Genomic DNA, 18637 nt, shown 5'->3' with positions numbered 1-18637 from the left:
GCCGCCCAAACCGGACATCACCAGCCCTCGGGCGGCTCCAAAAACGACGAGGAGAGGTCGCGGGTCAGCGACAGCGCGCGCTTGACCCAAGTGGACGTCGCACCCGCCAGACCGCACGTCGGAGTGGGCAGCGCCTTCTCGGCGAGGATCGACCGCGGGAAGCCGAGGCGGTCGACCAGGGTGAACGCCCGCTGCCCGACCTCCTTGAGCGGCACGGGCACGCCGGGGTCCGTGCTCGGCACGAGCCCGAGCGCGAGCGTCGTGCCCGCCTCCCAGGTCTCGCCGATCTCGTCGAGCGCCTCTGCACCCTTGATCAACGTCGTGTCGAACGCGATCGCCGTCGCGCCCGCCTCGCGCAACAGCGTCAACGGCGGGTGCGGCGCGCAGCAGTGCACCATCACCTCGTGGTCCTTCAACGCCTCGATGACGGTCGCAAGGACCGCACGAGCCTCCGGCCCCGGCACGGCGGGCACGGTGCCGAGCTTGGACGGCGTGGGCAGCAGGCCCTGGAGGACGGCGGGCAGCCCCGGTTCGTCGAGCTGCACGACGACCTTCGCCTTGGTGCGCTTGGCGACCTCGGCGGCGTGCAGTTTGAGCCCCTCGGCCAGCGACTCGGAGAACTCCTTGACGGCCCCACGATCCGTGAGCACCCGATGGCCGCGCATCAGCTCGATGTTCGACATGAGCGTCCACGGTCCGACGGCCTGCACCTTGACCGTCTCCGGCTGCGCCCCCGCCCGTTCCAACGCCTCGTCGAACGCGTCCAGGTCGCCACGCAGCAAGTCGACGGCGCGGCGGTGGTCCCGGCCGGGCCGCGGGTTCACGCGGTAGCCGGACGTGATGACCTCGATCGCGAGGTCGACCAGCAGGCCGGCGGTGCGGCCGATCATGTCCGCGCCGACGCCGCGGCCGGGCAGCTCCGGCACGTGCGGCAGCTCCGGCAGCTCGCCGACGACGATCCTCGCCGCCTCGTCGATGTCGGTTCCGGGCAGCGATCCGATTCCAGTGGCTCCACGCACCCGCCGAATTGTTCCACTGTCCGGCAGACAAGAGAGGTCTAGACCCATTGACGCTATGGTCTAGGCCACTTACCGTGATTGAGCAGGCGCTGAACGTACGGGCGCCTCCCTGCACGTGGTGCAGGACCGCGACGCGCCCCGTGGTCCTGCACCACTCCCACCCCTTCCTCCCCTGCCGGAAGGACTCACCCGATGTCCCGCTTCGCCCTCGTCGCGGCCGGGGCCGCCACCGCACTGGTGGCCGGCCTCGTCGCGATCGCCCCGACAGCCTCCGCCGCCGGCGAGTCCGCCGCCTTCAGCCAGGACTCGTCCTGGGGCTCCGGCTACCAGGGCAAGTTCACCATCAGCGCCGGCTCGACCGCGCTGAACGGCTGGAAGCTCGAGTTCGACCTCCCCGGTGCGACCCTCGGCTCGTACTGGGACGCCACGGCGACCAGCAGCGGCAGTCACCACACGTTCACGAACCGCGAGTACAACGGCAACCTCGCGGCGGGAGCGTCGACGAGCTTCGGCTTCCTGGTGAGCGGCTCGGCCGTGCCCACGAACTGCAAGCTCAACGGAGTGCCGTGCAGCGGCGGCGGTGGCACCACGACCACCACGACGACGACCACGACCGGCGGCCCGACCACCACCACTGGGTCCGATGTGCCGCCCACGCCCGGTAGCGCGCGCGTCGCCCCGTACATCGACATCACGATGCCCACGCCGTCGCTGATGGACGTCGCGAACGCGACCGGCCAGAAGCACTTCACGCTCGCGTTCGCGCTGGGCTCGTCGGCCGGCTGCGACCCGGCCTGGGGCGGCACCGTGCCGCTGAACGACAGCCGCATCGTGAACGACACCAAGGCGTTGAAGGCCGCGGGCGGCAGTGTCATCGTCGCGACCGGCGGCGCCATGGGCCCGTACCTGGAGCACGTCTGCTCGACCGCTGACGCGCTGTACAACGCCTACGTGAAGGTGCTCGACGCCGTCGGCTCCAACAGCATCGACGTGGACGTGGAAGCGACGATCCCGCAGGCGATCGTCAACACCGCTCTCAAGCGGCTGCAGGACACCCGCGGCACCACCGTCAGCTACACGATGCGCATCCAGGGCCAGGACTACGGCATGGACCCGTACTCGGTCGACGTGCTCAAGGACGCGGCCGCGAAGGGCGTCACGGTCCTGGTGAACCCGATGCTGATGAACTTCGGCTACACGGGCAACTGGGGTGACGCGATGGTCGCCGCCTCCAACGCGACCCTCGGGCAGATGCGCGCCATCTGGCCGTCGAAGACCGACGCGCAGTTGAAGGCGTTGCTGGGCCTCACGCCGATGATCGGGCGCAACGACACCGGTCCGACGACCACTCAGGACGACGCGCGCAAGGTCCTCGACTACGCGAAGGCGAACCACGTCGGACGGGTCGCGTTCTGGTCGGCCGGCCGAGACAAGGGCTGCCCCGGCGGCGGCGTTTCGCCCACGTGCAGTGGAATCTCGCAGGCCAACTGGGAGTTCACGAACCTGTTCAAGACCTACACGGGCTGACCGCCCTCCGTTGAGCGAAGGCCGTTGCGGGAACTTCCGTCCCCGCAACGGCCTTCCTCACTTCATCAGGGCGCTCAGCAGGAGCTGCAGCATCCGCAGCCCGGACCCGTGCACCCGCCGCAGCAAGAACAACCACCCATGGTGACCACCTCCGATGTTGAGCGATCATGCAATCGGACAGTAAGGCGACGTGAACGCGGCGTGACACCACCGCCAGGGTGATTACGCTGCCACGAATGAATGGTCCTGCTGAGATGTTGGCCGCAGACAAGGCCTCGACCGGACTCGGCATAGCGCCGATCGAGCTGCGCGACGGTTACGCGCTGCTGCGCATGACCGTCGCGGAGAACATGATCAACGGTCACGGGATCGCGCACGGCGGCTACGTCTTCCTGCTCGCGGACACCGCGTTCGCCTGCGCCTGCAACAGGGCCGGGTCCGTCACCGTCGCCGCCACGGCGGAGATCGACTTCATCAAGCCCGTGCACGAGGGCGACGAGCTGGTGGCGGAGGCGGTGGAACGGACCCGGTTCGGCCGCAGCGGGATCTACGACATCACGGTCAGGCGAGGGACCGAGATCGTGGCTGAGTTCCGGGGACGGTCGCGGACCCTGCGCTCCTGAGGCCGACGAACTGCAGCACCGCGAACCCGAGCACGGCGAGGCCCTGGGCGAGCACCAGCGCGACGCCGACACCGGTCAGCGGGAACCAGTCCATCGTGGCGGTGAGAACGCTGTCGGCGGCCCACACCACGTTGCCGATGATGACCAGCAGAACGATTCGGCGGTCCGGAACGGCGCGGGTTCCGAGGAAGAACACGCCCAGTCCGTACACGACGCAGAAAGAACCGAGACCGATCTGCCAGCCCACCGGCATTCCGACCTCGGGGCGGATCAGCAGGGTCAGCAGACCGAGACCGAAAGAAGCGACACCGTCGAGTTTCAAGGCGAATTTCAACATGGCTCGACGATGGCCCGGCCGGTGCTGCCAAAACCACGTCAAGCGCTGCCAACTCCTGCCATCAGGTCCGCCGCGACCAGGCGTGCGGCGGCGTTCTGCCAGTTGTGCAGCGTTCGTTCCGGCACCTGGGTCACGAACCACTGCAACGCGCGCCGGTCCTCCGCGTCGAGGTCCTCGCGCTTGGTCCGGACCGAATACGGCCGGATTCCCTTGACGTAGTAGAAGTAGACGGCGTTGTAATAGCGCCATTCGTCACTCGTGCCGAAGTCGCCGTCCGCGGGTTTGAGCCGTTGAATGCTCGCGAGCAGCATGCTCTTCAACTGCCCGGCCCGATCCAGTGGCGGTCCGTCGTCGGTCAGCGCTATCAACGGACTGGCGACGAGCTTTCCCAGATCGCCGTAATGGCTCAGCGCCTTGCGGGTGAGCCGGGCGAACTCCGCCTCGTCCTCGGTGACCAGCGGCCGGCGTTTGGGCAACGCCTCGGCGGCGTCGCGGAGCTCGGCCCGTTCGGCTGCCACGGCCGGCACGGCCAGACGGTCGGCCACGGCGGCGAGGGGGTTCGCGAGCACCTGCACCGCGATGGCCGCCGCGACGGTCGTGTACGCAAGCAGGTCCGGTCCGCCGAAGAAGATCACCTGCGAGCCGAACAGCACCGCCGTGAAGCCGGAGACGACCAGCGACCGCAGCATGTCCGCGCGGATCGCCTCGCCCTCCTCGACCGCGTCCGTGACGGCGATCAGGACGCCGAAGACCACGACGTCGATCCCCAGCGACGGCAACGTGATCTCGGTGGGCAGCAGTCCCAGCAGGAACGCACCGGCCGAGAGCCCGAACATCACTCCAACGAGTGAAAAGTAAGCACGTTTTCTTATGGCTAGAGCCGTGGCGGCGGCCAGCGGGAGCAGTACGACCCACGGTACGAAGAACGACGCCGCGAAGAACAACGGCAGCGCGGCCAGCCACCACCTGATCAACTCGGGGCGCGCGAGCAACAGCACGGCGCCCGTCCAGGCGAGCGCCGGCACCCCGATGACCACGGGATGTGGCGCGACGACGGCGACCGAATAGCCGATCATCCCGGCGCCCGCCCACCACAACAGCGGCTTGCGGGGGTCGCGGGCGAGCAGGTACAGACCCAGCCACCAGGCGAGCCCGGAGACCAGCAGCGATAGGCCGAACACGGGTCAAAGCTAGCCCTACCTGCAAAACTGGTCTTCATGCCGGTAGAGCTGACGCTCCACAAAGCGGCCGAGGAGTTGCAGCGGGGCGACCTCGCGAGCGTGCTGCGCGCACGTCAGCGCGTCGCCGGACTGGTGGGCACCTTCCCGGACCGGCTCGACCTGCGGGAACGTCTCGCCGAGGTCTACCGCGTGCTCGGCCAGCCGGCTCAGGCGGGCCGCTGGTCCTACCTCGCCGAGGAACGCGATCCGGACGAGCTCCAGGCGTTCGAACGCGCCTACCGCCGCGCGGACACCCGGCTGGTCGCGCTCTCGTGGCAGGGCAGCTTCGACGAGGCGCCGACCGAGACCGCGCGCACCCGCCTCGCGTCGCTCTACTCCGAGGCGCGGCTCGAGCTGCAGCACGACCTGGACGCCACCCCGAACGAGGAGACGTCCTGGGGCGCGTGCCTGATCGTCATGGCCGGTGGCACGTTCGTGCTGGTGTGTTTCCTGCTGGGGATCGTGACTCTCGTGCAGTTCTTGTGGAAGCTGTTCTCATGAGAACGTTGTCGCACTACGTCCGCCGCACCCCGGTCATGCGCGCGGTGGTGGACGGGCGCCCGCTCGTGTTCAAGCTGGAGCACCTGCAGCTCACCGGCTCGTTCAAGCTGCGCGGAGCCGTGAACACGCTGCTGTCGCTGAACGTCTCCGAGGTCGTCACCGCGTCCGGCGGCAACCACGGCATCGCGGTCGCCCAGGCCGCGCAACTGCTCGGTGCGCACGCCACCGTGTTCGTCCCGGTGACCGCGCCCGAGACGAAGACGCGGCGCATCGAAGCGTTGGGCGCCAAGCTGATCCGCCACGGCACCACCTACGCCGAAGCCGCCGCGGCCGCGCGCGAGCTGGACCTGCCGTACATCGAGGCGTACAACGCGCAGACCGTCATCGAGGGCCAGGCCACGGTCACGCAGGAGATCGTGGAGGACGCCCCGGACGTGGACACGATCTTCGTGGCGGTGGGCGGCGGTGGCCTGGTCGCGGGCGCCGCCCTGGCCTCCGGTGGCCGTCACATCGTCGCCGTGGAACCCGAGAACTGCCGCGCGATGCACAACGCCCTGGAGGCGGGCGAGCCCGTCGACTCGGTGGTGGACTCCATCGCGGCCGACGCCCTGGGCGCCACCCGAGCGGGTTCGCTGTCGCTGGGGATCCTGCAGCGCCACAACGTGTCCTCGGCCCTGGTCACCGACGAGGAGATCCTCGCGGCGCGCGACCGGCTGTGGGAGGAGTTCCGGCTGGCGGTCGAACCCGCTGCCGCGGCGGCGTTCGCGTCGTTCCTCAGGGGCGACGTGACGACTGAGCTGCCCTGCGTGCTCCTGTGCGGAGCGAACTCGGAGTGGCGTCCCAGCTAGAGCGGCGGAACCGGCGCGCTCCGAGGCGGCGCAACGGTGACACCACCCACACGGGCATCTCGTCGCGACGGGCCTGGCCGGTCAGCTTCCGCCGGTCCGCAGGGCTGACGAAGCACCGGAACGCGGTACGAGCCCGCGCGGCGAGGTCGAACTCCGTGTCAATGAACGTCACCCGGCGAACGCTAGATCCGCTTTCCCTGCGCTACAACCGAATTAGCCGGTCGCGTCGATGGTCGCGCTGGCCAGGACGACGTCACCGGCCGCGTCCTCGCGGTAGATCGCCACGGCCTGGCCGGGAGCCACGCCCTTCAGCGGCTCCCGCAGCTGCACCCGCAGCACGCCGTCGACCAGCTCGGCCACGGCCGGAGCCGTTCCGCCGTGCGCCCGCACCTGGGCCACGCACTCGACCGGACCGTCGAGCTCGACGTGCGCGACCGGTGCGGAGGCGGAGATCTCCGTGACGGCGAGCTTCTCGACCGAGCCGACGCGGACGTTGCCGGACACGGGCTCCAACGCCAGCACGTAGCGCGGGCGGCCGTCGGGCGCAGGGCCGTCGATGCCGAGGCCCTTGCGCTGGCCGACCGTGAACTCGTGCACGCCCGCGTGCCTGCCCAGGACCGCGCCGGTGGCGTCGTCGATCAGCAGGCCCGGCTTGGTCTCCATGCGGCCGGCGAGGAACTTCTGCGTGTCGCCGTCCGGGATGAAGCAGATGTCGTGGCTGTCCGGCTTCTTCGCGACCGAGAGGCCGCGGGTGGCGGCCTCGACGCGGACGTCGTCCTTGGTCGTGTCGCCCAGCGGGAACATGGCGTGCGAGAGCTGCTCTGCGGTCAGTGAGGCCAGCACGTACGACTGGTCCTTGCCGAGGTCGGCGGAGCGGCGGAGTTCCGGGCGGCCGGCGACCATCTCCAGGCGGGCGTAGTGGCCCGTGCAGACGGCGTCGAAGCCCAGGGCGATCGCCTTGTCCAGCAGTGCCTCGAACTTGATGCGCTCGTTGCAGCGCAGGCACGGGTTCGGGGTGCGGCCGGCCGCGTACTCCGCGACGAAGTCCTCGACGACCTCTTCGGTGAAGCGCTCGGCGAAGTCCCAGACGTAGAACGGGATGCCCATCAGGTCGGCGGCGCGGCGGGCGTCGTGGGCGTCCTCGATGGTGCAGCAGCCGCGGGCGCCGGTCCTCAACGTGCCGGGCTTGGCCGACAACGCGAGGTGCACGCCCGTCACGTCGTGTCCCGCTTCGACGGCGCGTGCCGCCGCCACCGCGGAATCGACACCACCGCTCATCGCCGCGAGGACCTTCACTGCTTGACCACCTTCCGGGAACGCCTCATGCCTGCCAGTCCTGCCGTACGCGCGCGCTCGACCACCGGGCCGATCACGGACGCGAGTTTTTCAACGTCGGCGTGCGTCGACGTATGCCCGAGGGAAAACCTCAGGGAGCCGCGTGCCAACGCCGGTTCCACGCCCATCGCCAGCAGCACGTGTGACGGCTGCGCGACGCCCGCGGTGCACGCGGAGCCCGTGGAGCACTCGACGCCGCGGGCGTCGAGGAGCATCAGCAGGCTGTCGCCCTCGCAGCCGGGGAACGTCAGGTGCGCGTTGCCGGGGAGGCGGTCGGCCGGGTCGCCGTTCACGACCACGTCCGGGACGACGGCGCGGACGGACGCGATCAGCTCGTCGCGCAGCGCGGCCAACTCCAGCGCCCGAGACGCCTGTTCCTCGACAGAGATCCGCACCGCGCGGGCCAGGCCGACGATCGACGGCACGTCGAGGGTGCCGGAGCGCACGTCGCGTTCCTGGCCGCCGCCGTGCAGCAACGGGGTGCACTTCACGTCGCGCGCCAGCAGCAGCACGCCCACGCCGTACGGGCCGCCGACCTTGTGGCCGGTCATGGTCAGCGCGGAGGCACCGGAAGCGGCGAAGTCGACCGGCACGGCACCTACGGCTTGCACCGCGTCCGTGTGGAACGGCACACCTCGTTCGGCGCACACGCGCGCGATGTCGTGCACGGGGTTGATGGTGCCGACCTCGTTGTTCGCCCACATCGTGGTGACGAGCGCGACGTCGTCGTCCAGCGCCTCCTCGACCGACTCCGGCGAGACCCGCCCGAAGTGGTCCGTGGGCAGCCAGGTGACCTCGGCACCCTGCTGCTCCAGCCACTCCACGGCGTCCAGCACGGCGTGGTGCTCCACGGCCGATGCGAGCACACGGCGCTTGCCGCCGGCCCAGTAGATGCCCTTGACCGCGAGGTTGTCGCTCTCCGTGCCGCCGCCGGTGAACAGCACCTCGGACGGCCGGGCGCCCAGGGCGTCGGCGATGTTCTCGCGCGCTTCCTCGACCGCCCGGCGGGCCCGCCTGCCGGAGGTGTGCAGCGACGAGGCGTTGCCCGTGGTGGACAACGCCTCGGTCATGGCCGCGACCGCCTGCGGGTGCATGGGGGTCGTGGCCGCGTGGTCGAGATAAGCCATCAGGGCTCAAGGGTAGCCCGCATGCGGGGCCCGGTCAGAATCGCTCCCACCACCGCCAACGCCGCCATCGACAGGTTGAGCGCCACCACGCCCCCGGTGGGCGCGGTCGCCACGACGAGCACGCCGCCGAGTCCGATCATGGTCGCGGAGAAGAGCATGTCCGAGATCTGCAGCGCGGCGGAGTTGAACCCCCGGTCGGCCTCGGGCGATGCGGCCATCATCAGCACGCCGACGCTGGACGTCGCGATGCCCATGCCCGCGCCCGCGACGGCCCAGAAGGCCAGCGTCAGGTACGCGGGCCCCCACGCGGGTGCGATGAGCGTCACGGCCGCGATACCCGTCGCGGAGAGCAGGAACCCGGAGCGGACGAGCGTGTGGCGCTCGATCTCGGGGTGGCGTGACGCCCACATGGACGCGCTCGCCCAGCCCAGCGCGCTCAGCGTGAGCGGGATGCCCGCCTCCAGGGGCGAGTAGCCGTGCACAACCGTCAGGGTCAGCGGGATGAAGCCCTCCACCGCGAAGAACGTGCCCGCGAGCAGGCCGCGCGCCAGGATCGTGACCGGGAGGCCGCGCCGGGCGAGGAGCGTGCCTTTGGGCAGCAGGATGCGCAGTGCGGGCGCGAGCAGCAGCAGCGCGGCCACCAGCATCCACCAGGTGCGGTGCTGCAGTGACCAGCTCAGGCCCGCCACTCCCAGACCGACCGCCACGGCCGCGATGGGCAGGTGCTTGCGCTGCGGGGGCGTCTCAGCGTGCGGTGGGAGCTTCTTGAGGACGGGGATGAGCAGCACGCTGCCGATGAGCACCAACGGGATGATGCCGACGAACACGAGCCGCCACGTGAGGTGCTCGGTCGCCCAGCCCGCCACCGCCGGCCCCACCATCGACGGCACCACCCAGGCCGCGGACAGCGCGCCGAACACGGCGGGCCGGTCGTCCTCGGGGTAGACCAGCGCGATCAGCACGTAGATCGCGACGATCAGGAAACCGACGCCGAAACCCTGCAGGACGCGGCCGGCGAGCAGCACCGCCATGTTCTCGGCGATGCCCGCGACCACGAGGCCGGCGAGGAACAGCACCACGCCGATCAGGATCGCGGGCTTGGGGCCCCTGCGGTCCGAGAGCCGCCCGGAGAAGACCGTGGCCATGACGCTCGCCGCGAGGTTCGCGAGGAACGGCCACGCGTACAGCGCCTCGCCCTTCAGTTCGCGGACCATGGTGGGCATCGCGGTGCCGACGCCCATCACCTCGAAGGCGACGAGCGTGACCAGCAGGAGGATCCCCGTCGTGGGCCAGCGGCGTTCAGGCGACCAGAGGCGTGATGGTGCGGGCTCGGTGAGTGTCACCTGTAGATGGTGCAATCTCCAGTTCGGTCGAGGTCAAGCGGTTTGATTGTTCTTCGGCAAGTTTCGCCAGTTCGCGCCTGGTCGCGGCGCGTCCGGGAGCGATCTCGTCCAGCACGTGGACCTCGACGACCAGATCGCGGACCTTGAGCACCCGGCGGATGGAGTCGACCAGGGTGTCGCTGCCGACGAACGCCGGCTGCGTGGTCAGGTGGCCGCCGATCCGGTAGCGCAGCACGATCGGCCGCACCGGCACCCCGGCGTCGAGCGCGGCCTGGAACAGCGCGGGCTTGTAGTGCCCGGACGCGAGGCCGCACCACGTGGTGCCCTCGGCGTGGATGCCGACCGCGCTCCCGCCCCGCAGCGTCGCGGCGAGCTCGTCGACGGTCCGCGGCAGCTCGCGCAGCTTCTCGCGGTCGAGGTAGACGGTGCCGGCGGCGGTGATGATCGGGCCGAGCACGGGCCAGCTCTTGATGTCCTTCTTGGCCACGATCTTGATGGGCTGCACGGAGTCGATGGCGAGCTCGTCGAGCCACGAGACGTGGTTGCTGGCGACGAGCACGCCGCGCTTCGGCACGGCCTGGAACTTCCGCGCCCCGTGGATCTCGAGCCGCACCCCGAACGCGCGCAGCACGGCGTGGAACCACAGGCGCACAACGCTTTCCCGCTGCTTGCCCGGGAGCAACAGCGCCAGCGCGATCCACGCGCCGCACAGGATCGCGGTGACCGCCGTGATCGCGCGCCAGGTCTGCCGGAGCCTGCCGACCTCGCCGGGCGTGCTGCCGACGCACCCGTCACCGCACGGCGACGTGGGCATCCAGGCGTGGCTCATGGTGTCTCCCCCAGGAAGAACTTGAGGTAGCGCTGGTCGATGTGGTCCATGCCGAGCAGAATGAAGAGGTCGGCGACGCCGAAGTCCGCGTCGAGCGCGGGCCGTCCGCAGATCTTGGCGCCGAGCCGCAGGTAGCCCTTGAGCAACGGCGGCAGCGCGGCCTTGGCGGGCCGTTTGATCGCGTCGACGTCCCACGGGTTGTGCGGCGTGACGCGGTACTCCTCGGGCGCGTAGTGCTTGGCGTGCACCGTGTCCCACACTCCGGCGGCGAAGCTGCCCCCGTCCTGCAACGGGATCGAGGCGCACCCGACGAGCCACTTGTGACCGCTCAGCAACATGTACCGCGCGATGCCCGCCCACACGAGGCTGACGACGGCGCCGTTGCGGTGGTCGGGGTGCACGCACGAGCGGCCGGTCTCGACCGTGCTCGACCGGATCACGTCGAGGCTGGAGAGGTCGAACTCGCCGTCGCTGTAGAGCCTTCCGGATTCCTTGGCGCGCTCCGGCGGCAGCATCCGGTAGCCGCCGACGATCTCGCCGGTGCGGTCGTCGCGGACCACGAGGTGGTCGCAGTGCGCGTCGAACTCGTCGACGTCGTGGCCGGGCACGCTGGTGTGCAGCGTCGCCCCCATCTCACCGGCGAACACCTCGTGGCGCAGTCTCTGCGCGGCGACGACCTCGTCGCTGTCCCGGGCGACGAGGAGGGAGTAGCGAGGTGCGTCCCCGTCCTGCTGGACGGGGGTGCTGACAAGCAGTTCCGGCTGCGTCATGCGAACCAGGGTGAAGCCGGGTTGGCGAATGACAGCAGGTCAGAACGATGACCGGTCAGTGGCAGTCGGGTTAACCCCGGGAGATGCCCGAACCCCCTCCCGCGGGAGGGGGCTGTCAGGCGTCGCGGGTCAGCACCACTTCGGCTTGTTGTACTCCGCGATCCCCTTGAGGCGGTTGTACTCGAAGGACCGCGTCTCCCCGAACGGGATGCTCTTGCAGTCCGGGTCGAAGCCGCGCGAGACGTCGATGCTCGCCTTGCGCTTCGTCGCGTGGCAGTTGAGCAGCGTGACGATGCCGCTGCCGCCGAAGTTCGCGTCCTTCTCGCCCATGAAGTAGAGCTTCTGCTGACGGCCGGTGCACGGCCGGTCGGCGCTCGCCGGCGCGGCGGCGAGCGTCATGAAGCCGGCGGCCATCGTCAACCCGAGCACGACGGACGCCAGGCGCTTGATCTGTCCCATGTGGACCCCTTCGATCGGTTCTAACGGGGACAGACTTCACCAATGCCCTGACAGATCACTGACGACGCTTAGCATCACGAAGCGGACAAACAAGACTCAGGCGAGATCGCCGCCGAGCACCGGCCGGAAGCTCTCCCGCCCGAACGTGAACACGCGCCGGTAGCCGTCCTTCAGCTCCGCAACGACGTCCGGGGCGAGGTCGAACTTCAGCGTGAGAACGGGGTCGGCCAGCTCGAGCTCGGCGACCGCCTTGTCGGTGAACTCCAGCACGAGCACGCCGTCGTCCAGCTCCGCCCGGCGCACACCTCCGTACGTGCAGCGGTGTTCGTCGTCGACGACGCAGTACGTGTCCATGTCGTGGTCGGCGTCCTCGAGGTCGTCCTCGCTCGCGGTGACCATCAGCTGCCGGCCACCGCCGTCGGGCTGCTCGGCGACGCCGACCGTGAACATGGTCTGCTCCTCGTCCTCGAAGCCCATGCCGTGGCCACGAACGACGAAGCTGGTCTCGGTCAACGCTTTCTCCCCTTCGGTCACCACATCCCGCACCGTTCCCGGACGGGAGTCCGGTGCACCCTAACGGCGCCTCCACGCAGAACGGCCGCCCCACCGAGGTGGGACGGCCGTTCGTGAGCGGGAGTGCTCAGCCCTTGCGCTTCTTGACCTCTTCGGTCAGCTGCGGCGCGACGTTGAACAGGTCGCCCACGACACCGAAGTCGGCGATCTCGAAGATCGGGGCCTCAGGGTCCTTGTTGACCGCGACGATCGTCTTCGAGGTCTGCATGCCCGCGCGGTGCTGGATGGCACCGGAGATGCCCAGCGCCACGTACAGCTGCGGCGAGACCGTCTTGCCGGTCTGACCCACCTGGAACTGGTGCGGGTAGTAGCCCGAGTCGACGGCGGCGCGCGAGGCACCGACGGCGGCACCGAGCGAGTCGGCCAGCTCCTCGACGGTCGAGAACTTGTCGGCCGAGCCGACACCGCGGCCACCGGAGACGACGACCGAGGCCTCGGTCAGCTCCGGACGGTCGCCGCCGACGACGGCTTCGCGCGAGGTGACCTTCGCGGACTTGGCGGCGTCCACGGAGACGGTGACCGACTCGTCCAGCACGGCGTCCGCGGCGGACTCGACGGCCTCGACGCCGCCGGGGCGGACGGTGATGACCGGGGTGCCCTTGCTGACCTTCGCCTTGACGACGAACGCGCCACCGAAGATGGACTGCACGCCGGTGCCGTCGGCCTCGACGTCCACGACGTCGACCAGCCAGCCGGAGTCGATGCGCACGGCGAGCCGGCCCGCGACCTCCTTGCCCTCGATCGTCGCGGAGACGAGCACCGCGGACGCGTTCGGGACGAGAGCGGCCAGCGCGTCGACCTTCGGGGTGACGAGGAAGCCGGCGGCGTCGTCGGACTCGACGGCGTAGACCTTCGCGGCGCCGTACTTGCCGAGCGACTCGCGGATCTTCGCCGCGGTGCCGGGCGCGCCCACGACCACCGCGGACGGCGTGCCGAGGCGGCCGGCGGCCGTCAGCAGCTCGTAGGTGACCTTCTTGACGTCGCCGTCGACGTGGTCGACGAGGACAAGGACTTCAGACATGTCTTCCCCTCCCTCAGATGAGCTTCTGGCCGACGAGGAACTCGGCGATCTTCGCACCGCCGTCGCCACCGTCCTCGACGCGCTGACCCGCGCTGCGCGGCGGCTTCGGGGAAGCCTCCTGCACCTGGGTGTACGCGCCGGACAGGCCGACCTCGGAGGCGTCGATGCCCAGGTCCGCCACGGTGAGCGTGGAGACGGGCTTCTTCTTCGCGGCCATGATGCCCTTGAAGGACGGGTACCGCGGCTCGTTGATCTTCTCGGTCACGGAGACCACGGCCGGGAGCGACGCCTCGAGGAACGCGACGCCCTCGTCGGTCTCGCGCTCGCCCTTGATCGTCGTGCCCTCGACGGTGACCTTGCGCAGCTGGGTGACCTGCGGCAGGCCGAGCAGCTCGGCGAGGATGGCCGGGACAGCGCCCGCGCGGCCGTCGGTCGCCTCGTTGCCCGCGATGACCAGGTCGACGTTCTCGACCGTGCCGATCGCCTTCGCGAGGACCTTCGCCGTCGCCAGCACGTCCGAACCGTGCAACGCCTCGTCGCTGACGTGGATCGCCTTGTCCGCACCCATCGACAGCGCCTTGCGAATGGCGTCGGTGGCGCGGTCGGGACCCATCGCGATCACGGTGACCTCACCGCCGTGGGCTTCCTGCAGCTGCAGGGCCTCTTCGACGGCGCGCTCGTTGATCTCGTCGAGCACGGCATCCGCGGACTCGCGGTCAAGGGTGTGGTCGGCGTCGGTGAGCTTGCGCTCGGACCAGGTGTCAGGCACCTGCTTGACCAGGACAACAATGTTCATAGGTCCTCTTCGACCTCCTGCGGACGGGCGGCGACGCTTACGCAGAGGACTGTAGGACTGCGCCGCCGGGTGTTCACGACCCTGCCATCACCCGGATGTTACCCGCCAGTAGCAGCGGTGCAAACAGGAGCAAGCACCACGCTAGCGTGACAGTTATCACCGGTTAACTCCACCAACTGAGACCTACCCCATTCGAGGGACTAGGCTCCGCTGACATGTACCGGCGAGTAGCGATCGTGACAGACTCCACCGCTTGTCTCCCGGCGCAGCTGACTGATCAACTCGGCATCGAAGTGGTGCAGATCCAGGTGCGGATCGGCGACCACACCGACGACGAGTCCCGCATCCCGGTCCCCGACCTGGTCTCGGCCATGCGCTCCAACGTCCCCGTCGCGACGATCCCCCCGGATCCGAACGCGTTCTTCTGGACGTACAACGAGCTGGCCGCGCAGGGAGTTCGCTCGATCGTGTCGGTGCACGTGTCGAGCCGCCAGTCGGCGACGGTGGAGGCGGCGCGCGAGGCGGCCGCGAAGGTCCGCGTGCCCGTGCACGTCGTCGACACGCACACCTGCGGGATGAGCATCGGCTACGCCGTCCAGGCCGCCGGCAAGGTGGCCGAGGCGGGCGGGAGCGTGGAGAAGGTGCTCGCGACCGCGCAGCGCCGCTTCGACAGGTCCACCGAGCTGATCTACGTCGACACCCTCGAGTACCTGCGCCGCGGTGGCCGCATCGGCGCCGCCGCCGCGATGGTCGGCGGCATGCTGTCGATGAAGCCGCTGCTGACCATGGCGGACGGCCAGATCACCCCGCTGGACAAGGTGATCGGCGCCGACCGCGCGCTCAACCGGATGATCGACATCGCGATCAAGCGCGCGGGCACCGACACCGTGGACGTCGCCGTGGAGCACTTCGATGCCGAGGAGAAGGCGTCGCGGCTGCTGCGCACGTTGCGGCGCAAGGTGCCCAACGTCCGCCAGTTCATGTTGACGCAGGTCAGCTCGGCCATCGGTGCCCACGTCGGCCCCGGTGCGCTGGGCATCACCGTTTCGCCGGTCTGATCGTCGGGAACTCCGGGTGCGGTTTCGTCCGTTGAAATGGACGTAACGGACACCTGGAGGACCGATGGCCGGCTTCATGGACAAGATCACCAGGTTCCTGCGCAGCCCGCAGGGCCACAAGCTGCAGATGAAGGCAAGGCAGATGGCACAGGACCCGCGCAAGCGCGCCCAGGCCGAACAGCTGCTGCGCAAGCTTCGGGGCAGGAAGCACTAGTGCTGTAGGAAAAGCGCGTTGAGGTCGCCGTACGCGATGCCACCCTCGACGCTGTCGTATGTGCCCTTGGTCAGCATCTCCTCCGCTGCCCGCCTGGCAACGGCGTAGGCGGCCTCGGCGACCGCAGAGCCGAGGCTGACCCGCGCCACGCCCGCCTTCGCGAACTCGGCGACGGCGGGCGCGCCGGGCCCCACCAGGACGTTGAGCGGCGCGTCGATCCCCTTCGCCAGCGCCGCCGCGGTCTCCAGGTCGGTCACGCCCGGCACGAAGATGCCGCTGGCACCGGCCTCGAGGAACCTCGCCGCGCGCTCCAGCGTGCGGTCGAGCCGGGTCTCCGGCTCCCCCACCCCGCGCAGGAACGTGTCGACGCGCGCGTTGATGTAGATCTCCGGCGCGGCCGCACGCGCCGCCGCGTACCGCTCGGCCTGCTCCGCGACGTCGCGCTGCCCGGCGCCGAGCCCGTCCTCGATGTTGACGCCGGACGCCCCGGCCTCGCTGACCGCGCGCACGGTCTCGCCGACCTCTTCCGCGTCGCTGCCGAACCCCGTCTCGATGTCCGCGCTCACCGGAATCCTCACGGCGGCAACGATCCTGGCGACGAGGTCGACCGCCCGGTCGCGGGCGATGTGGTCGCCGTCGGCGGCGCCGAGACTCCACGCCACCCCGGCGCTCGTGGTGGCGACGGCCTTCGCGCCGGCGGCCTCGACGACGAGGGCGGACGCGACGTCCCAGGCGTTGGGGAGGGCGAGCGGGCCCGGCCGGTGCAGCGCGTGGAAGAGCTTCGTTCGATCAGTGGCGGAGGTCATGATCGATTGATATCAGCGGGCAGGGGCGGAAGTCCGGCGATATTCGGACAGGAACCGACGACTTTCCGACACGCGTCAGTTGCTGCCGGCCTTGCGGCGGACCTCTTCGAAGGTGCGGAGGTAGCGCTGGCGGAAGTCCTCGCGCTCGACCCACGTCGTGTGCTCGGCCGGTTGCGGGGCGGCGGGTGGGGGCAGCTCGGTGCGCACGACGGGCGGCGGGGTGGGTTCGGGTTCGGGCTCCGGTTCCGGTTCCGGTTCCGGCTCGGCGACCGGCTCCGCCTCCTCGACGGGATCCGGCTCGACCTCGGGCTCTGCTTCCACGACCGGTTCTGCCTCGACCACCGGCTCGGCCAGCGCTGCCAGCGCCGGTTCCATCTGCCGCAGCCCCATCACCGGGGCGCGGTGGATCGGCCGCGAGTCGTACTCGGCGTCCACCGGCTCCACCACCACGGGCTTCGCCACCCACGTCGGGTCGGCCGGCGCCGCCGCCTCGGGTGCGACAGCGGTGTCGGCGTCCTCGCGGCGCCGCACCAGCACGTACATCAGGGCCGCCCCCAACGTGAAGGACAGCACGCACAGTCCGAAGACGATCCCGACTGCCCCTGCCATTGCGAAGGCTCCTAGCTGACGAGGACGTCGATCTGAGGTCCGAAGTCCGAGGGCGGGCCCCACACGGGGTCCACGATCACGCGCGTGGCGACGACCCTGTCCACGCCCTGCTCGGCCAGGTACTGCCGCAGCAGGCCCGCCCGTTCCATCGCGAGGACGTCGCAGCGGTGCGACGCCGTCTCGCCGTTCCACGCGTGCGCCACCAGCGTCACCGAGCCCGTGGCGTTGCGCAGCACGCTCGCCAGCGACCGCCGCACGTCCTCGCCGCGCCCCACGAGGGACGCGGTGCCGGGTGCGAAGGTGACGCCCTTGACCGAGTGCGCGGTGAACAGTTCCCGGACGGCCTGCTGGGCGACGTCCGCGGTCAGCACGACCGGTGCGGCCGGTTCCATCCGCAGCGGCACCGCGAAGTCGGACACCGGAATCGGACCCGCGATGACCTCCGGCACGGCGGGCGACGACGACAGCGCCGTCTCCAGTTCCTCGCCGTAGACGGAGAAGCCGAACGCCGTCACGGACGCCGGCACCATCAGCGCGCCGACGAGGAGCGGGACCCAGCGCTTCACGAGGCGGCCACCTGTTCCGGGATGTGCAGCGGCGCGACGCGGTCGGCGGCCACGGCGAGGGCCGCGCGGGCGGCGGACAGCTGCGCGTGGACGGCGCGCTTGAGCTCGTGCAGCTCGTCGGTGCGGTCGGCGACCTCGGCGAGGCGGCGCTGCGCCTCGCGGGACGCCATCTTGACCACGAACTCCGAGCGCGCCCTTGCGAGCGCCTCCTGCTCCTGCAGGTGTTGCGCGGCCTCGTTGCGGCGCCGGGTCATCGTGAGCTCGAAGAAGTTCTGGGCCTTCTCGCGCTTGCGTTCGGAGTCGGCCTCCAGCGCGTTGCACTGCAGGGCGGTCTCCCGCAGCAGCATGTCCGCGTCGGCCTGCGCCTGGGCGACGGCCTCGGCGCACTCGCGCTCGACCTCGTCGGCGCGCTGGCGGTGCTGGGCCTCGAGATCGGCGCTGCGGCGCTCCATCTCGAGCTCGCGCCGTTCCATCGCGGCGGCACGGGTGGCGCAGTCCTGGCGGCTCGCGTAGAGCTCGGACTCGGCCTCCGCGCGCATCGCCGCGGACTCGCGCTGCGCCTCGGCGCGCAGCGCGGCGACCTCGATGTCGGTGCGCGTGCGGAGGTCGGCGCACTCGCGTTCGGCCTGCAGGTGCATCTCCGCGGTCTCGTCCTCGGCGAGGCGGAGCATGCGGTGCATCCGTTCGGTGGCGCTCGCGTGCGTGCCCGAGGTGGACTCGAGGCGTTCGATCCTGGCGCGCGCCTCCTCGAGGTCCTGACGCGTCATCTCCAGGAGCTTGCGCAGATCGGCGGCCTGCGCCAGCGCCTCGGCCCGGTCGAGACTCGTGAAGCGGAGCTGCTCCTCGAGATTCTCGATGTGCTCGATGACCTGACGTCGATGAAAACCTCGGTAGACAACGTCAAAACCGGCGTGCAGCGGAACTAGTTCCTGCTCTTTTGCACCCATGGTCACCTACTCACTCAACCGGGCTGAAGATTGTGCGAGCTTACCCACGGCCGCAGGGCCCAACCAGCGTCGAAAGTGGACGGACGCGCTTGCTGTAACACGTGGAATA

General features: G+C 70.0%; 22 protein-coding genes. 6 read left to right on the top strand and 16 right to left on the bottom strand.

Annotation, left to right across the window (positions count from 1 at the left end; translation table 11 throughout):
• Positions 1 to 17 precede the first annotated feature (17 nt).
• Positions 18 to 1019, bottom strand: coding sequence for a methionine synthase (locus ABZX02_RS04395; RefSeq protein ID WP_355294703.1), 1002 nt, complete (start codon positions 1017 to 1019; stop codon positions 18 to 20).
• Positions 1020 to 1211: 192 nt separating this feature from the next.
• Between ABZX02_RS04395 and ABZX02_RS04390 the strand changes: the two genes are divergently transcribed.
• Complete coding sequence (locus tag ABZX02_RS04390; protein WP_355294701.1) at positions 1212 to 2546, top strand: cellulose binding domain-containing protein; 1335 nt, start codon at positions 1212 to 1214, stop codon at positions 2544 to 2546.
• A 236-nt stretch (positions 2547 to 2782) separates the two neighbouring features.
• Entirely contained in the window at positions 2783 to 3169 is a 387-nt protein-coding gene (paaI, locus tag ABZX02_RS04385; protein WP_355294700.1) for a hydroxyphenylacetyl-CoA thioesterase PaaI, read from the top strand.
• Here the strand turns inward: paaI and ABZX02_RS04380 are convergent.
• Together ABZX02_RS04380 and ABZX02_RS04375 are read right to left on the bottom strand one after the other, a co-directional pair.
• Positions 3108 to 3506, bottom strand: coding sequence for a hypothetical protein (locus ABZX02_RS04380; protein ID WP_355294698.1), 399 nt, complete (start codon positions 3504 to 3506; stop codon positions 3108 to 3110). The two genes, paaI and ABZX02_RS04380, sit on opposite strands and share 62 nt — an antisense overlap.
• Before the next feature lie 38 nt (positions 3507 to 3544).
• Complete coding sequence (locus ABZX02_RS04375) at positions 3545 to 4687, bottom strand: hypothetical protein (RefSeq protein WP_355294696.1); 1143 nt, start codon at positions 4685 to 4687, stop codon at positions 3545 to 3547.
• A gap of 36 nt (positions 4688 to 4723) precedes the next feature.
• On the opposite strand from ABZX02_RS04375, the gene ABZX02_RS04370 reads away from it, so the two are divergent.
• Positions 4724 to 5227: a DUF6584 family protein gene (locus ABZX02_RS04370; RefSeq protein WP_355294694.1), complete on the top strand. Its 504-nt coding sequence runs from the start codon at positions 4724 to 4726 to the stop codon at positions 5225 to 5227.
• Positions 5224 to 6075, top strand: a complete 852-nt coding sequence (locus tag ABZX02_RS04365) for a serine/threonine dehydratase (RefSeq protein WP_355294693.1) — start codon at positions 5224 to 5226, stop codon at positions 6073 to 6075. The genes ABZX02_RS04370 and ABZX02_RS04365 overlap by 4 nt, the downstream gene beginning before the upstream one ends.
• Before the next feature lie 213 nt (positions 6076 to 6288).
• Here ABZX02_RS04365 and mnmA read toward each other — a convergent pair whose 3' ends face one another.
• From mnmA to ABZX02_RS04320, 9 genes are all read right to left on the bottom strand, one after another.
• Complete coding sequence (gene mnmA / locus ABZX02_RS04360) at positions 6289 to 7371, bottom strand: tRNA 2-thiouridine(34) synthase MnmA (RefSeq protein WP_355294692.1); 1083 nt, start codon at positions 7369 to 7371, stop codon at positions 6289 to 6291.
• Positions 7368 to 8537: a cysteine desulfurase family protein gene (locus tag ABZX02_RS04355; RefSeq protein WP_355294690.1), complete on the bottom strand. Its 1170-nt coding sequence runs from the start codon at positions 8535 to 8537 to the stop codon at positions 7368 to 7370. The genes mnmA and ABZX02_RS04355 overlap by 4 nt, the downstream gene beginning before the upstream one ends.
• Positions 8537 to 9880 carry an MFS transporter gene (locus ABZX02_RS04350; protein WP_355294688.1) on the bottom strand — a complete coding sequence of 448 codons (1344 nt, stop codon included), beginning with the start codon at positions 9878 to 9880 and terminating at the stop codon, positions 8537 to 8539. The genes ABZX02_RS04355 and ABZX02_RS04350 overlap by 1 nt, the downstream gene beginning before the upstream one ends.
• Entirely contained in the window at positions 9837 to 10709 is an 873-nt protein-coding gene (locus ABZX02_RS04345; RefSeq protein WP_355294686.1) for a lysophospholipid acyltransferase family protein, read from the bottom strand. Before ABZX02_RS04345 ends, ABZX02_RS04350 begins: the two co-directional genes overlap by 44 nt.
• On the bottom strand, positions 10706 to 11479 hold the full coding sequence (locus ABZX02_RS04340; protein ID WP_355294684.1) for a GNAT family N-acyltransferase: 774 nt from the start codon (positions 11477 to 11479) through the stop codon (positions 10706 to 10708). The genes ABZX02_RS04345 and ABZX02_RS04340 overlap by 4 nt, the downstream gene beginning before the upstream one ends.
• Before the next feature lie 129 nt (positions 11480 to 11608).
• Positions 11609 to 11938: a hypothetical protein gene (locus ABZX02_RS04335; RefSeq protein WP_355294682.1), complete on the bottom strand. Its 330-nt coding sequence runs from the start codon at positions 11936 to 11938 to the stop codon at positions 11609 to 11611.
• A 96-nt stretch (positions 11939 to 12034) separates the two neighbouring features.
• Positions 12035 to 12451 carry an Imm10 family immunity protein gene (locus tag ABZX02_RS04330; RefSeq protein ID WP_355294680.1) on the bottom strand — a complete coding sequence of 139 codons (417 nt, stop codon included), beginning with the start codon at positions 12449 to 12451 and terminating at the stop codon, positions 12035 to 12037.
• 127 nt (positions 12452 to 12578) lie between these two features.
• Positions 12579 to 13532: an electron transfer flavoprotein subunit alpha/FixB family protein gene (locus tag ABZX02_RS04325; protein ID WP_355294678.1), complete on the bottom strand. Its 954-nt coding sequence runs from the start codon at positions 13530 to 13532 to the stop codon at positions 12579 to 12581.
• Positions 13533 to 13545: 13 nt separating this feature from the next.
• The gene (locus tag ABZX02_RS04320; RefSeq protein ID WP_355294677.1) at positions 13546 to 14328 is read right to left on the bottom strand and encodes an electron transfer flavoprotein subunit beta/FixA family protein; all 783 of its coding nucleotides are present in this window, start codon (positions 14326 to 14328) and stop codon (positions 13546 to 13548) included.
• A gap of 215 nt (positions 14329 to 14543) precedes the next feature.
• Between ABZX02_RS04320 and ABZX02_RS04315 the strand changes: the two genes are divergently transcribed.
• Positions 14544 to 15386 carry a DegV family protein gene (locus tag ABZX02_RS04315; protein WP_355294675.1) on the top strand — a complete coding sequence of 281 codons (843 nt, stop codon included), beginning with the start codon at positions 14544 to 14546 and terminating at the stop codon, positions 15384 to 15386.
• A 64-nt stretch (positions 15387 to 15450) separates the two neighbouring features.
• Complete coding sequence (locus ABZX02_RS04310) at positions 15451 to 15600, top strand: hypothetical protein (protein WP_355294674.1); 150 nt, start codon at positions 15451 to 15453, stop codon at positions 15598 to 15600.
• Here the strand turns inward: ABZX02_RS04310 and ABZX02_RS04305 are convergent.
• From ABZX02_RS04305 to ABZX02_RS04290, 4 genes are all read right to left on the bottom strand, one after another.
• The gene (locus ABZX02_RS04305) at positions 15597 to 16406 is read right to left on the bottom strand and encodes an isocitrate lyase/phosphoenolpyruvate mutase family protein (RefSeq protein ID WP_355294672.1); all 810 of its coding nucleotides are present in this window, start codon (positions 16404 to 16406) and stop codon (positions 15597 to 15599) included. The genes ABZX02_RS04310 and ABZX02_RS04305 overlap by 4 nt on opposite strands.
• Positions 16407 to 16481: 75 nt before the next feature.
• The gene (locus tag ABZX02_RS04300) at positions 16482 to 17015 is read right to left on the bottom strand and encodes a hypothetical protein (protein ID WP_355294670.1); all 534 of its coding nucleotides are present in this window, start codon (positions 17013 to 17015) and stop codon (positions 16482 to 16484) included.
• An 11-nt stretch (positions 17016 to 17026) separates the two neighbouring features.
• Positions 17027 to 17581 carry a hypothetical protein gene (locus ABZX02_RS04295; protein WP_355294669.1) on the bottom strand — a complete coding sequence of 185 codons (555 nt, stop codon included), beginning with the start codon at positions 17579 to 17581 and terminating at the stop codon, positions 17027 to 17029.
• A complete protein-coding gene (locus ABZX02_RS04290; RefSeq protein ID WP_355294668.1) occupies positions 17578 to 18528 on the bottom strand; it encodes a hypothetical protein in 951 nt (316 codons plus the stop codon). The genes ABZX02_RS04295 and ABZX02_RS04290 overlap by 4 nt, the downstream gene beginning before the upstream one ends.
• Positions 18529 to 18637: the final 109 nt, after the last annotated feature.

The organism is Lentzea sp. NPDC003310 (genome assembly GCF_040610935.1).
In the GTDB taxonomy this organism is placed as follows: Bacteria; Actinomycetota; Actinomycetes; order Mycobacteriales; family Pseudonocardiaceae; genus Lentzea.
The sequence above is the reverse complement of the archived record's forward strand: the minus strand, read 5'-3'. Positions and strand labels throughout refer to the sequence as shown.

Coding starts and splice junctions, on each gene's coding strand:
- ABZX02_RS04390 (WP_355294701.1), top strand. CDS start 1,212: ATGTCCCGCTTCGCCCTCGTCGCGGCCGGGGCCGCCACCGCACTGGTG.
- paaI (WP_355294700.1), top strand. CDS start 2,783: ATGAATGGTCCTGCTGAGATGTTGGCCGCAGACAAGGCCTCGACCGGA.
- ABZX02_RS04380 (WP_355294698.1), bottom strand. CDS start 3,506: ATGTTGAAATTCGCCTTGAAACTCGACGGTGTCGCTTCTTTCGGTCTC.
- ABZX02_RS04370 (WP_355294694.1), top strand. CDS start 4,724: ATGCCGGTAGAGCTGACGCTCCACAAAGCGGCCGAGGAGTTGCAGCGG.
- ABZX02_RS04365 (WP_355294693.1), top strand. CDS start 5,224: ATGAGAACGTTGTCGCACTACGTCCGCCGCACCCCGGTCATGCGCGCG.
- ABZX02_RS04355 (WP_355294690.1), bottom strand. CDS start 8,537: ATGGCTTATCTCGACCACGCGGCCACGACCCCCATGCACCCGCAGGCG.
- ABZX02_RS04345 (WP_355294686.1), bottom strand. CDS start 10,709: ATGAGCCACGCCTGGATGCCCACGTCGCCGTGCGGTGACGGGTGCGTC.
- ABZX02_RS04340 (WP_355294684.1), bottom strand. CDS start 11,479: ATGACGCAGCCGGAACTGCTTGTCAGCACCCCCGTCCAGCAGGACGGG.
- ABZX02_RS04335 (WP_355294682.1), bottom strand. CDS start 11,938: ATGGGACAGATCAAGCGCCTGGCGTCCGTCGTGCTCGGGTTGACGATG.
- ABZX02_RS04325 (WP_355294678.1), bottom strand. CDS start 13,532: ATGTCTGAAGTCCTTGTCCTCGTCGACCACGTCGACGGCGACGTCAAG.
- ABZX02_RS04320 (WP_355294677.1), bottom strand. CDS start 14,328: ATGAACATTGTTGTCCTGGTCAAGCAGGTGCCTGACACCTGGTCCGAG.
- ABZX02_RS04315 (WP_355294675.1), top strand. CDS start 14,544: ATGTACCGGCGAGTAGCGATCGTGACAGACTCCACCGCTTGTCTCCCG.
- ABZX02_RS04310 (WP_355294674.1), top strand. CDS start 15,451: ATGGCCGGCTTCATGGACAAGATCACCAGGTTCCTGCGCAGCCCGCAG.
- ABZX02_RS04305 (WP_355294672.1), bottom strand. CDS start 16,406: ATGACCTCCGCCACTGATCGAACGAAGCTCTTCCACGCGCTGCACCGG.
- ABZX02_RS04300 (WP_355294670.1), bottom strand. CDS start 17,015: ATGGCAGGGGCAGTCGGGATCGTCTTCGGACTGTGCGTGCTGTCCTTC.
- ABZX02_RS04290 (WP_355294668.1), bottom strand. CDS start 18,528: ATGGGTGCAAAAGAGCAGGAACTAGTTCCGCTGCACGCCGGTTTTGAC.